Source organism: Enterococcus sp. JNUCC 77, from assembly GCF_054819945.1.
Window position 1 is genome coordinate 381,428 of the sequence record NZ_JBTHIG010000002.1, and the last position, 12,681, is coordinate 394,108.

Annotated in this window: 15 protein-coding genes and 1 pseudogene; 7 read left to right on the forward strand and 9 right to left on the reverse strand. The window is 34.6% G+C overall.

All coding sequences use genetic code 11. The features are described from left to right. The first annotated feature begins 318 nt into the window (after nucleotides 1-318). Entirely contained in the window at nucleotides 319-1,068 is a 750-nt protein-coding gene (locus ACVWNY_RS14840; RefSeq protein ID WP_218327431.1) for an alpha/beta fold hydrolase, read from the forward strand. A gap of 434 nt (nucleotides 1,069-1,502) precedes the next feature. On the opposite strand, the gene ACVWNY_RS14845 is transcribed toward ACVWNY_RS14840, so the two are convergent. Beyond that, the gene (locus tag ACVWNY_RS14845) at nucleotides 1,503-1,970 is read right to left on the reverse strand and encodes a VOC family protein (RefSeq protein ID WP_454072292.1); all 468 of its coding nucleotides are present in this window, start codon (nucleotides 1,968-1,970) and stop codon (nucleotides 1,503-1,505) included. A gap of 387 nt (nucleotides 1,971-2,357) precedes the next feature. Between ACVWNY_RS14845 and ACVWNY_RS14850 the strand changes: the two genes are divergently transcribed. Beyond that, nucleotides 2,358-2,513, forward strand: coding sequence for a hypothetical protein (locus tag ACVWNY_RS14850; RefSeq protein WP_461211745.1), 156 nt, complete (start codon nucleotides 2,358-2,360; stop codon nucleotides 2,511-2,513). 314 nt (nucleotides 2,514-2,827) lie between these two features. Here ACVWNY_RS14850 and ACVWNY_RS14855 read toward each other — a convergent pair whose 3' ends face one another. From ACVWNY_RS14855 to ACVWNY_RS14865, 3 genes are read right to left on the reverse strand one after another with little or no spacing between them, the layout of a single operon-like run. Beyond that, entirely contained in the window at nucleotides 2,828-3,241 is a 414-nt protein-coding gene (locus ACVWNY_RS14855; RefSeq protein WP_218327434.1) for a DUF3788 family protein, read from the reverse strand. Beyond that, nucleotides 3,235-3,582 (reverse strand): GyrI-like domain-containing protein, encoded by a 348-nt coding sequence (locus ACVWNY_RS14860; protein WP_454072293.1) that lies wholly within the window; start codon nucleotides 3,580-3,582, stop codon nucleotides 3,235-3,237. The genes ACVWNY_RS14855 and ACVWNY_RS14860 overlap by 7 nt, the downstream gene beginning before the upstream one ends. Next, entirely contained in the window at nucleotides 3,561-4,109 is a 549-nt protein-coding gene (locus ACVWNY_RS14865) for a helix-turn-helix domain-containing protein (RefSeq protein ID WP_246601573.1), read from the reverse strand. The genes ACVWNY_RS14860 and ACVWNY_RS14865 overlap by 22 nt, the downstream gene beginning before the upstream one ends. Before the next feature lie 325 nt (nucleotides 4,110-4,434). Between ACVWNY_RS14865 and ACVWNY_RS14870 the strand changes: the two are divergent. After that, nucleotides 4,435-4,701 (forward strand): annotated as a pseudogene (locus ACVWNY_RS14870) (type II toxin-antitoxin system RelE family toxin). Between the two features lie 89 nt (nucleotides 4,702-4,790). After that, nucleotides 4,791-5,309, forward strand: a complete 519-nt coding sequence (locus ACVWNY_RS14875; protein WP_218327435.1) for an HdeD family acid-resistance protein — start codon at nucleotides 4,791-4,793, stop codon at nucleotides 5,307-5,309. Nucleotides 5,310-5,355: 46 nt separating this feature from the next. Here the strand turns inward: ACVWNY_RS14875 and ACVWNY_RS14880 are convergent, their stop codons facing one another. The 5 genes from ACVWNY_RS14880 to ACVWNY_RS14900 all read right to left on the reverse strand — a co-directional run bounded on the left by ACVWNY_RS14880 (nucleotide 5,356) and on the right by ACVWNY_RS14900 (nucleotide 10,271). Continuing rightward, the gene (locus tag ACVWNY_RS14880; RefSeq protein ID WP_454072294.1) at nucleotides 5,356-6,144 is read right to left on the reverse strand and encodes a DNA adenine methylase; all 789 of its coding nucleotides are present in this window, start codon (nucleotides 6,142-6,144) and stop codon (nucleotides 5,356-5,358) included. 269 nt (nucleotides 6,145-6,413) lie between these two features. Then, on the reverse strand, nucleotides 6,414-7,160 hold the full coding sequence (locus ACVWNY_RS14885) for a DNA-methyltransferase (RefSeq protein WP_454072295.1): 747 nt from the start codon (nucleotides 7,158-7,160) through the stop codon (nucleotides 6,414-6,416). Nucleotides 7,161-7,414: 254 nt separating this feature from the next. After that, complete coding sequence (locus ACVWNY_RS14890; protein ID WP_454072296.1) at nucleotides 7,415-8,338, reverse strand: alpha/beta hydrolase; 924 nt, start codon at nucleotides 8,336-8,338, stop codon at nucleotides 7,415-7,417. Between the two features lie 39 nt (nucleotides 8,339-8,377). After that, on the reverse strand, nucleotides 8,378-9,385 hold the full coding sequence (locus ACVWNY_RS14895) for an aldo/keto reductase (RefSeq protein WP_454072297.1): 1,008 nt from the start codon (nucleotides 9,383-9,385) through the stop codon (nucleotides 8,378-8,380). A gap of 31 nt (nucleotides 9,386-9,416) precedes the next feature. Continuing rightward, on the reverse strand, nucleotides 9,417-10,271 hold the full coding sequence (locus ACVWNY_RS14900) for an aldo/keto reductase (protein WP_343214736.1): 855 nt from the start codon (nucleotides 10,269-10,271) through the stop codon (nucleotides 9,417-9,419). Between the two features lie 118 nt (nucleotides 10,272-10,389). Here ACVWNY_RS14900 and ACVWNY_RS14905 point away from each other — a divergent pair, with 118 nt between their 5' ends. The 3 genes from ACVWNY_RS14905 (at nucleotide 10,390) to ACVWNY_RS14915 (ending at nucleotide 12,380) form a co-directional block, all read left to right on the forward strand. After that, nucleotides 10,390-11,295 carry a LysR family transcriptional regulator gene (locus ACVWNY_RS14905; RefSeq protein WP_454072298.1) on the forward strand — a complete coding sequence of 302 codons (906 nt, stop codon included), beginning with the start codon at nucleotides 10,390-10,392 and terminating at the stop codon, nucleotides 11,293-11,295. A 100-nt stretch (nucleotides 11,296-11,395) separates the two neighbouring features. Next, nucleotides 11,396-11,755, forward strand: a complete 360-nt coding sequence (locus ACVWNY_RS14910) for a DUF1304 domain-containing protein (protein WP_218327441.1) — start codon at nucleotides 11,396-11,398, stop codon at nucleotides 11,753-11,755. A 436-nt stretch (nucleotides 11,756-12,191) separates the two neighbouring features. Next, complete coding sequence (locus ACVWNY_RS14915; RefSeq protein ID WP_218327443.1) at nucleotides 12,192-12,380, forward strand: hypothetical protein; 189 nt, start codon at nucleotides 12,192-12,194, stop codon at nucleotides 12,378-12,380. Nucleotides 12,381-12,681: the final 301 nt, after the last annotated feature.

Genomic DNA, 12,681 nt, shown 5'->3' on the forward strand with positions numbered 1-12,681 from the left:
TGAGTCTATTAAACTCTGATTTAGCAGACTGATTAGTTCTCTCAATCTTAGGCTAAAAAAATAACTCTCGCCATTTAGTATGGTAAAGCTCGTTTCTTCTTTTAAGTCTATGAAATTTGCCGTTAATTAGCGGACAAGTTGTTCATCATTACCATTTTTCATATTGAAGCGCTCAGAATTCCCACAATCCAGTCTTCAATCACTCTATCTCCATGATATAATAAAGGTAGGAAAATCTTCTTTTTATGAAGGAGGAATTGTTATGGGAACATGGATTGTACCGACTATTCGCTAGTTTAAGAATAGGAGGGTAAAAAAATGAGTTTCTTTAATTATCAAGGCAAAAAGATTTATTACACAATTATCGGTGAAGGTGAACCGCTAGTATTTTTGCATGGCAATACTTCTTCGTCAAAATTATTTGAGCCACTGCTTCCTCTGTATAAAGGTAATCAGGTAATTCTTATCGATTTTTTAGGTTATGGTCAATCGGATCGTGTCGAAAGTTTTCCAACTGAATTATGGAAAGATGAAGCGCAGCAAGTAATCAGTTTGTTAGACTTCTGTCAACTCCCTCCAGTGAACTTACTCGGTACGAGTGGCGGTGCTTGGGTGGCTTTAAATGTTGCCTTAACTCGCAGTGATTTAGTTGCCAAAGTAGTTGCAGATAGTTTCGATGGTCGTACGTTACACTCAGGCTTTCGTGAAAGCTTGGTCACTGAACGAACTATGGTTACAGCGAATCCTGAGACAAGGATTTTTTATGAATGGTGTATTGGTAAGGATTGGGAGCAAGTTGTTGCGCGTGATACTGACTCGCTACTGCGCTTAATTGATGCTAGAAGCGAACTTTTTTCAAAACCTTTGGAAACCCTCGAAGTTCCATTACTATTACTTGGCTCTAAAGAGGATCCGCTGTTGCGTAAAGATTTAGAAACAGAATATCAAGCAATCACTAAAGCCTGCAAAAATTCGATCTGCCACCTATTTGAACACGGTGGTCATCCTGCGATAGGTACAAATGCACAAGCAGCAGCAAAAGTGATTACTTGTTTCATAGAGTCATAAGACCGTCCTACAAATTAAAGTTTAAAAAGAGGGTAACTTCTATTCTTGAAGATTACCCTTTTTTTTTGACCCAATAGTATACCTACTTTAATTTGATCTTCAAAAAAATATAATAGTCCACTAAACTCTGAGATAGCGGACAACCTTACAAAAATCAAAATAGAATCAATTGAATTTATGAATCATAATAAACAATTAGAACTTTTTTAATACTGTAAGTTTGTCATCTTGTATTCGATAGTTTTCTTTATAGCCGACGTTAACAGAAAAACCGCCAACTTATTTTAGTTAGCGGTTTTTGTCTATATATTTTTCTGAGTATTTTCTATACTCTCTTGTTTCAACTACTGATTCGAATCTTTTTTCATAATGACTTTTACCATTGTAATAAAGCAACACTTTTTATTTCGTGCGATTGCTCTGCTGTCACCATCTTATTTCTTGAGCATTCGCTCTGTTCTCCCTTTTTTCATAAAGGTTTTTTCTGCAAGTTGATCTACGGTTAATCCCTCTGCGTGTAGGCGTTTCATCATTACAGCCAAATCTTCGCCCACTTCAATTATGTGCTTGTCTGGATCATAAAAACGGATCACATTTTGGCCCCAGGGCATGGTAGATGCTTCGCCAATGATAGATACATTCATTGCATTCAACTTTTTCATGAAGCCATCAAAATCTTCTTCTTCAAAATACAACTCCACAACGTTTCCCTGATAATTAAAAAAACTTGCATCGCATTTGGTGAATTGCATCCATGAGCTTTCGGTCTGTGCCGAAATCCCACCGGTGAATGTGACGTTTTCGCCAAGGTCAGAGATAACCCGTACACCTAAAATAGCTGTATAAAACTCCTTGGTTCTCTCAATATCCTTTACAACAAGCATTGTTCCTCTGTATTTCATAGTACACACTCCTCGTAATATATATTTTGAAACGACTTTCATCGTTTCAATTCCCCTTATGGGTCATTCCTTATTAAATAACTTTTAGTGCTTAGGTATTGGCCTTTATTCCTGAATAATAGACTTATGGAATGGTCTATCGGAACACTGCTATCTACTTCTGTAGTTTGACTACAACTGGAAGCCTGCATCCCGACCAGTTGGTTATCATGCCCCAAACCCATTAGCTGTACCGTTTATTTTTTTTAATATTTCTAGTAGGAAATAGCGTGGCTTTTAAAAAATGAACTGCAGAGTACTATTAAGCGAGACTGCGGTTATCCAATAGGTTTCAGGGACAAACTTCAATAGCTAAGTATTCCAAATAAATATGAAAGGAGGCCCTCCATGAAATTATTTGTCGGTTTAGATGTTAGTTCTCAAAAATTAGATATTTGTTTTCTGCTGGATTCAAAAGAAATCCTGTTTGAAAGATCCCTCAGTAATGATTTAATCGGTGCTAGTGAAATCAAACAAAAGATTATTGAATACCATGAAACCTAGGGTTTTAATCGAATCGTCATATAGGCTTTCAAATAATTTTTATCAGATTTTTAATCAATGATATTTCCCATCTCAAAATCCTCTTTATCGATTATTTAATTAAAAGTATATCATAAAAATTTTTGCTAACTAATATCAGTTTTCAAAGAGCTATATCTTTACTAGTTTTTTTGTAAAGGGCTGAGTTAATCTACCACTTTTTTATTTATAACAAATAAAAAACTACCAACAGATTCAATAAGTTGGTAGTCAAAGAATTTTTATTAGTTTGAGTAATGGTTTCGGTGGATTGAACAAAAAAATTTTCACTTGGACTATTTAGCATTCTTTTTATATTCAATCAATTGATAGACATCTAGCAAATCATTTTCATTATAAATATCGATTTTAAGTGTCGTAAACTGATTGCCACTGATTGAAGCATTGGAAAATGCCTCTTTTAATTCGTCTGATATGTTGAGATCAAAAACTCCTTGTTTATTTTTTTCATTAAAATGAGCAGCGATCGTGAAAAAGCCCACCTCAGGTTGCCCCCAGAATATTGTTTTTCTTTTTCGAGTGGCCTTTGCAAGCCAACCACCATCTTTATAAAAACGCCATTCTAGGTTAATTTCAAAAGCTGGTAGTTTTTCTATGAGTAGCTTATACGCTGAAAAACTATCGCCCAAAACAACACTTAGATTTTCATCAATTGGCTTTATATTTTTGTCCTTTTTAAAATCTACCATAATCTGCCTCCTTCATTCTTATTTTTTATAGGCACCCAGTATTCAAGAATCTTTCCCATCGCGCCATCTTCAGCATGTACTGAAATATCTGGACCGCAATCATATTCATATCCGCTTGTTGGCAACCATTCTGAAATCACTCGTTTCCCCAAATTTTGTGTTTCTTCAATTGTCTTTCCAGCGTATGAAAAAATTGCCCAAGTATATGCATCCACTACATACTCCTCTAAAGATTCCATTAAAGGTTCCTCTGTTGGAACTGAAATTAAATAGCGCCAACGTTCAACATTTTCATCAGGAATCATCACTTCGAACAATCCTAATTGGTCGTTGCCTGCCATTTTTTTAGTTGATGGATTGTTCCATTGTTCTCAGCTGCTTCCCAGATTTTTTCAACTGGCTCAACCATTCCTTCAAAATCTCCATAAAGTGATATAGAGACGCCTATCACTCGAAAAGATTCCTTTGTCTCAATTCTAAAATCGAGACTCTCTGCCCCTTTTATCTCCATTTTAAAACTGATAGGTGAGTAGGATTTTATCAATGCACCATCTAGTTTAGCACTTGAAGGTGATAGCCCATGAACACTTTGAAACGCTCGATTAAAAGCAGTCGGCGAGTGATAACCGTATTTTAATGCAACATCTATGATTTTCATATCACTCTTTTTTAAATCCGCAACTGCTAAAGACATTCTTCTACGTCGAATATATTCTGATAAAGGAATTCCTGTCATATAAATGAACATTCTTTGAAAATGATACGTCGAGCAGTCTGCTACTTTAGCAATATTTTCAATATTCAATGCATCTGTAATGTGTTCTTCAATGTAGATAATAGCAGCATTCATTTTTTCTATCCAATCCATTTTTACCATCTCCAATATAGTTTAGATACTTTATTTTAAAATAAAAAGACGGTCTCTTCCTCTCTTTTTACACAATATTTAGAGAGTATGTAAATAAACACCTATCCTAAATCGGGAAATAGTTTTCAGCAATGGCGTACATCCTGAGTTAGCAGCTTGACTGATGACCTTCACTTAATTGAATAAAGGTTAGATAAAAATTTGAAATTTTACTTTCCATTTTTATTACAATGAAATACAAGAAAGCGAGTTGATTATTATGGCTAGAAGATAATAAACCAACCCTTCCTATGAACGAAATACTAAAAGAATTTGGTAACATGTGATGGTTTACCATTTAGAATTTAGTAAAGACGTGCAAAAACAACTTCGAAAAATGGATAAACATCAAGCCATTTTAATCGTTCGATAGTTATACAAGAATGTCGATGGCATAACTGACCCAAGACAACAAGGGAAAGCATTAACTGGTAACTTAGGTTCTTATTGGCGATATCATATTGGAAATTATCCTGCAATCGTTGAAATTGAAGATGATCCCATAGTGATTACAGCAATTCAGGTTGGTCACAGAAGAAATATTTATGTTTGAGTCCTTTAAGTCAGTCGTTTACAGACTTTTTAGTTTTTATTTCCAATAATTCTCATTAAAATGTATAATATTTTCCGGAGGTGAGTATTATGGAAAAAAGATCAGGTTTTATTTGGGCACCATTTCTTTTGGGAATTATCTTTATTTTCGTTTCCTTAGTTACATTTCGTGACCCAGAAAGTAGTTTGTTAGCAATTGTTTATGTGTTTGCTTTCTCTGCAATTTTTAAAGGTGTCTTTGAACTATTCTTTAGACGTAGTTTGAACGAATCTGCTGGACAACACTCAACATTGCTAATCGTATTAGGAATATTTGATATAATAATCGGAGTATTTCTTTTATTCAACATTTCAGCGGGCTTAATTGCACTACCTTTTGTGTTTGCAATTTGGTTTATCGTTGATTCTATTGTCGCATTAGCTACATCAGGTATCTATAAAGTTGCAAGTACTGGTTATTATTGGTTTAACGTTATTGTTAATATCATCGGAATTATTTTAGGAATAATGTTGATATTTAATCCTATATCTTCTGCATTAACACTTGCATTTCTAGTTGGTTTTTACTTCATGATGATGGGTATTACACTTATAGTTTACGCATTTTAATTGATAGAGGCTTTTTAGCCTCTATTTTTTTTCGCAATATGTTTCGTTAACCGAATAATGATAGCTGGCCACTTGGTTCATAATTGCACCATAAAACTTCTTGCCTGCTAGCACCAGATTCCGCTTTACTATTGAATGACAATTTATACCAGCTGCTGAGTTTTCGATTGTACAAATCATTATCATATCCGGATAAAATGACTAATCCTTCGAAATTGCATAGAACATCTAATAGTTCTATATGATCTTTATCTGAGTATTCACATGCATATAGTCTCTTCGACCTGGTACTTAATAAGTAAGGCGGATCAACATATGTCAGCACACCTTTTCGGTTATACCTGGTTAATAATTTCGTAGCATCCTGCTGCTCAATTTGTACGCCCTTCAACCGAAAAGCTACTTCCTCAATTCTTTCCCAAACTCCTGCCCATTCGCTAGCTGTATTTGGACCATTAGGATTAATGATTGATCGCCATCCTGTTTTGTCACTTGTTTTCGCACCTATCGCTTGCCAGCATCTAACCATTAATCTTCTAGCGTCTTCGATTGGATCACTGCTCACTTCATAGCTGTTTAAATATTCTTCACGACTATGGGGTGTTAGTAGAATTTTCTGGATTAGATTATCCGGATAATCCCGACACACTTTGAAAAAATTTACTATTCGAGAATCAACATCATTTATCGTTTCAACCTTTGCAGCTGGTTTATTAAAAAACACTGCGCCAGATCCAAAAAAAGGTTCTACATAAGTTTCGTGTTCTGGCATAATTTGAATAATTGTACTGGCCATGTTCCATTTACTACCTGGATAATTTAAAATTCTTTGCAAATAATCACCTCCTAAAGTCAGTAAAATCTTCCACTTGCTGACTCGTTTATCTCCTTCGTTAACGGACTTCTAACGTAAATGTAACTGCCTCATTTTTATGTTCGTCACTTGTAAAAAAATCAATTAAATCTTCAATAGTTGTTAAATTTAAATCTTCTCTCGTATAGAATGCACTTACAATAAATCCTAAGTCATCATTTTTAATTGTTACTTTTTTTCCATATCATTTTCCTCTTTTCTATTAATCAGATATCTGTTTCTTTTGCTGACTACCCGAATAAATTCATTTGGATATTATTGTTTTTAATTCTCGTCAAAGACGTCTCATAATATGCCTTATTGAGTTCATATCCTATATAGCGCCTTTCAGTATTCAAACATGCCACTGCAGTTGTTCCGCTACCCATGCAGTTATCCAAAACTAAATCTCCTTCATTAGTGTATGTTTTAATTAGATACTCGAATAATGCTAATGGTTTCTGGGTAGGGTGCAGTGCTTCTTTTTGAGTATCCATACTAAATACTTGAACACTCCTCGGAAACCTTTCAGTGGAATCATAAGCATTATCAACATTAACAAATCCGTATAATTCAGATTGATGCTTAACTGTTCTTTTTGAAGTTTTTCTTTCATGTCCAATTGTTTTTTGTGGATTATAAGTGCATTGCTTTTTATAAAACACTGATATATTTTCATGATTTCTCATTGGTTGTCTGTTTGCGTTAAGAAATCCAGTTCCTTTGATTTTGTCCCAAATCCAATCATATTTGTAAATATCCAAGTTACTCATCCGTAACATACTGCTAAATGGTTCTGTCCCAGTTAAAACAATCGCTCCATTATCTTTAATGATTCTCATGTATTGTTCCCATAGCGGTTTAAAAGGAATTATTACATCCCAGCTGCAATTTGTGGTGCCGTATGGTAAATCACAAAGAATCATATCGATGCTTTCATCAGGAATTTTTTTCATGCCAATTAAACAATCATCGTTATAAATAATGTTAGCTTCCATTGTATTTACCTACTCTCTATTTCCGCAATTTCTTCCATTAATGGACTATGACAATATCACACCAACTTGTTTAACTGAACACAGCGCAAGTCGTTTATCCTTTAAAATAAGTACATCATTCAATTTTATTAAAGAAAAAAACAATCCTTCAAAATAATTTGATGGATTGTTTTTTGCTTGCTAATATCCGTATTTTACTAAATAGACCTAATTATCTTTTTTAGTGGGTACATTATTTCAGATATGAATAGAAACTATCCTAAATATTTTTTATAAAACGGTACTAATTTTTCCAAAGCTAATCGCGTTGGTTCTGGTTGATCGTATAAATCATAATGTGACCAGCCTTTTAAGACAAACAATTCTTTTTCTTTGGAACCTGCACGGCGAATAATTTCAAAACCATCACGATAAGCACCAAATGCACCAGGTTTATCACCAACAATAACCAACAGTGGTTGCGTCAAAAGTGTTTCGATTAAATGATATGGATCGTAATTTACTAACGCTGTACTATGTGAGTAGACTGATAAGTTAGTGCCATTTGGCTTTTGCCCACGTGGGGTGCGATAATATTCGATAGCTTCAAGTGGATCAATATCGTCAATCCCCATTTTTTTGGCTACTTCTACAGTATCAGGTAGCGCATTATCCACACGAATTTCAGCACCTCGAGCTTCTGCAGTTCGTTGTTTTGCCATTTCTTCCAATTGTTTAATCGGATTAAATTCCGTTTCTCTCCAGAGACGACCAATTGAAGCAGCCGTAACTGTACCAATAGCTTTGAAGCGACGTTCCATTTTTGCAGCGTCAATTGTGTAAGCACCGCCACCACAAATACCTAAAACACCAATTTTTTCTTCATCAACGTAATCTAATGTTACTAAATAATCTACTGCATAACTAAAATCTTCCGTTCTCATACCGGGGTTTTCCAGATGGCGTAACTTCCCATCACTTTCTCCTTGGAAGGAAGCGTCAAAAGCTAAAACCAAAAATCCTGCTTGTGCTAACGCTTGTCCATAGATATTTCCAGCTGTTTGTTCTTTACTACTACCGATTGGATGGGCGCTGACGATTGCTGGATATTTTTTTGTTTCGTCAAAATGATCTGGAAAGTACAAATCACCAGCCATATTCCAGTCTAAATTTTTAATTGTTACAGATTTTTTATTCATGTTTTTTGCTCCTTTGTATTGAAACTTCAGTCATAGTTTTTATTTATTTTCCCATTGATGTCCAAAAGTTGCCTGTTGTGTTTCGATATGTCCACGATGTCCGTGAATCGTAATTCTATCGAGCTCTACTTCTAATCGCGCAAACTCATCATCTGTCAATCTGACATTCCACGCACCTAAATTTTCTAAAATTCTTGCTTGATTTTTTGAACCGGGAATTGGCACCACATTAGGATATTTGTGTAGCATCCAAGCAAGAGAAATCTGGGCATTAGTGGCTTTTTTTTCTTTTGCATATTCAGCTAAAATTGCTAAAATCGGTTGATTCGCTACCATGTTTTCTTTCGAAAGTTGTGGCACGAATTTTCGCACATCATCGCCTTCAAAACTTGTTTCAACGGTAACATTCCCTGATAAAAAACCACTAGCAATCGGAGAAAATGGCACAACAGTTATCCCATTTGCCAAACAATAAGGAAAAATATCTTTTTCTGCATCACATTCCATCATTGAATACAAATTTTGGACCGCAGCAACCGGCGTAACTGCATGAGCTTTTGCTAAAATATCCACGCCCACTTGCGAAAACCCCCATTCTTGAATTAGACCTTCCTCAATCAGTTCACCCATTACCTCAGCAACAGCTTCCACTGGAATTAATTCATTCACACGGTGCAAATAATATAAATCCACATAATCTGTTCGCAAATTTTCTAAAGATTTTTTCAGATGACTATGAATAACCATAGATAAGTCCATTTCATCAGTAATCTCATTTTCATCAATATGCAATTTTGTTGCTAAAACAACTTGATCTCTGAAGCCTTCGACAGCTTTTCCTAATAGTTCCTCATTGTGACCGGGGAAAAATAATTCTCGACCATAAGCTTCGGCAGTGTCAAAAAAGTTACAACCAAACGCATAGGCTTTTTGAATTGCAGCAATGCTATAAGATTCTTCCGGGACCTCTCCATAACCATGAGAAAATCCCATGCAGCCCATTCCGATTGGCGAAACTGTTAAACTACCGATTTTTCTTAATTCCATCTCAATTCCTCACTTTTCTATATGATTAATCCTATTTCTCTGGATATCTGACTTCATTAAATGATTTGGCAATATCAGCGGTTAAATGATCAATAATTTTGAAGCCTGTTTCTAATAATTTGATTTCATCCATATCTTCTTGACTTAATTCAAAGTCAAACACATCAATATTTTGTTTCATGCGATCAACATTAGCTGATTTTGGAATCACCACCGTATCTCGTTGTAATTGCCAGCGTAAAATTACTTGCGCAGGAGATTTGCCATATTTTTCGGCAATTTCTTTTAATATTTCATTTTGAAAAATATTGCCGTTTCCTTCTGCAAAAGGTGCCCACGCTTCTGGTTGAACGCCATATTCTTCCATCACTTCTAATGCGCGACGTTGTTGACGCAGCGGGTGAATTTCGATTTGGTTAATTGCTGGTTTGATTTCGTTGTTCACAATCAAATCCACCAAACGATCTTCACTGAAATTACTCACACCAATCGCACGAATTTTGCCTTCTTTATATAATTCTTCCATCGCCCGCCATGAGCCATAATAATCATTAAAAGGTACATGAATCAAATACAAATCTAAATAATCTAAGCCTAATTTATCTAACTGGCGTTGGAAAGCTTTTTTAGTTGCTTCATATCCGGCATCTTGTAGCCAAAGTTTCGTTGTGACAAAAATTTCTTCACGAGGAATACCACTTTTAGCGATTGATTTCCCGACTGCTTCTTCATTCAAATAACCTGGCGCTGTATCAATCAGACGATAGCCTGCTTTCAATGCTTCTGTGACAATTTTTTCACTTTCTACCAAATCTGGAATTTGAAAAACGCCGAATCCTAATTTTGGCATTTTTACGCCATTGTTTAATGTTACATAGTCCATAATGATGACTTCCTTTCGGTTTGTATACTTGGTATGAACATAGATTATCACCCGACGAATTGTTTGAGAATTTGTAAAATGTTAATATCGTATTAACCAATAGTTAATGGAGGGGAAATTTATGTATAACCACCTTTTAGATACTTTTATTACCGTTGTCGATATGGGAAGTTTTGCTAAAGCATCAGAGTCTTTATTTATATCTGCGCCGGCTGTCATGAAACAGATGAATTTATTAGAAGAACAATTAGATTTACAGCTAATCGAAAGAAGTCACCAAGGAATTACCTTAACTGAAGTTGGTCAATCTATTTATGAAGACAGCAAAAAAATCATCGCCTTTTCGGAAGAAGCGATGACTCGTGCCGATAATCTAATGAAAGACCATCCTTGGAAAATTAAAATCGGGAGCTCATTGTTAAATCCTAGTCAGCAAATTTCCAGTTTATTAGCCGCTATCCGTAAAAAAAATAATCGTTTCTCTTTTGAAATTGTGCCTTTTGACGATAATCGCGATACGATTATTTCTGTCCTTCATCAATTAGGAACGACTTACGATATTATCACAGGATCTTACACTGCCGATATTACCGCAAAGTTAGCCGGTTATCATGAACTTTATCCGGTAACTTTTACCATTGCTGTTCCTCTAAATCATCCGTTATCACAAAAAGATCATTTAGAAATAGAAGATTTATTTGGAGAAACCCTTGTCTCAGGAAAAAGTTCACCGAATCGTCCGGTTGGTATCCTACAAGCCGATTTAGCGGAAAAATATCCCGAAATCAAACAGGAAATCACTTCAGAATTTTACGATATGAATGTTTTTAACAAGTATGATCAGTCCAATAAATTACTGCTTTCTTTACCACAGTGGCAATATGTTCAGCCGAATTTCGTAACATTGCCAGTCAATTGGCCGTATCAAAATATTTTGGGTCTACTCTACCCATTAAAACCAAAAAGAGAAGAAAAAAAATTTTTAGAATATGTCTCACTTGTACAAAAAGAGAACCCAACTGAATAAAGTGATAGAAATCAAAAATATATGTATTCCAAAAGATTGACTGTTTTATACTGGTTAAATATACTTCTATGAGTATTTACATTGTACAAGGAGGAAAAACATGTCTTTTTTAACAAAACTATTAACCGTGTTAGTTGCATTGGAGTTTTTCTATATCATGTATCTTGAAACATTTGCGACAACATCAAAATCTACAAGTAGGGTATTCAATATTCCTCAAAAAGAATTACATTCTTCATACTTAAACACCCTATTTAAAAATCAAGGTATCTATAATGGGTTGTTGGGAGTTGGATTGATATATAGCATATTTTCTCCAACTGCATCTTTAGAAATTAGTCGCATCATTTTAATTTATATTATTTGTGTTGCGATATATGGCAGCGTATCTAGTGATAAAAAAATCATTTTCACGCAAGGCGGATTAGCTATTATCACATTAATTACCACTTTATTTTGAGTGTCACTTAATCCCCTAACTATTTCGTACACGGACTTCGGTTAATCTGAAACATAATATATTCTCTAAATTGCCTAATCCTCTAAAAAAATTGGTAAATTGTCTAAAATAATCAAGTAAGCTATACTCATCAATAAAATATGAATAAAACGGAGTTGTCCCATGAATTTTAATTTTGATAAAAGAAAACAATACCTCACACTTAGCTTGCTTTTAATCCTGATTGGCGCAAATACAAACATTGCTGTATCATTTATAGGCTTTCTTGTTGGAATAAAAGGGTTTTGGGCATTCAAAAGCAATTAGTTAATCTACTATTTATGACTGTAGCCTTAGGGCTTTTTTTCAATAGCTTCCATTTATTGACTCAGCTATCTCCGTCGCTTACAGACTTTTTATTTTCGCTTTGTTATACTTTCAACATGGAGGTGAAAGTATGATTAAACGAAAATGGGCTTTTGTAGTTGCAGTTATTTTTTCTTTATTCGCGATTTATAAACTATTTACTGGGTCAGTTGCTGATCCTAACATGCCTGCTGCTTATAATACTGGTGGGTTATTGGGAACGTTATTTTTTCCTGTATTATTCTTTGTTATTGCATTTTTTCCTAAAAAGAATAAATAGTTAATGGCTATCATTAAAAGATAGCTTTTTTATTTGCCACAATCTGTTTCGTTTACTGACTCAGCTATATCCGTCACTTGCAGTTTTGTATTTTTATAAATTTTTGTTCACTCAGCTAATTCATTCTTGACTTAAGATTTACCTGAATTAAATTCCTGATTTATCAATTTTTCATAGTCGAGTAATTCAGTTAATTCCGCTTGTAGCAATGTATTATTTCTATTGTCGTAACTTTAATTTAACAGAATGGAATTCCTTTGTTTGCACTAAATATTTTACGCTATCTCTTTATTAAGTTATA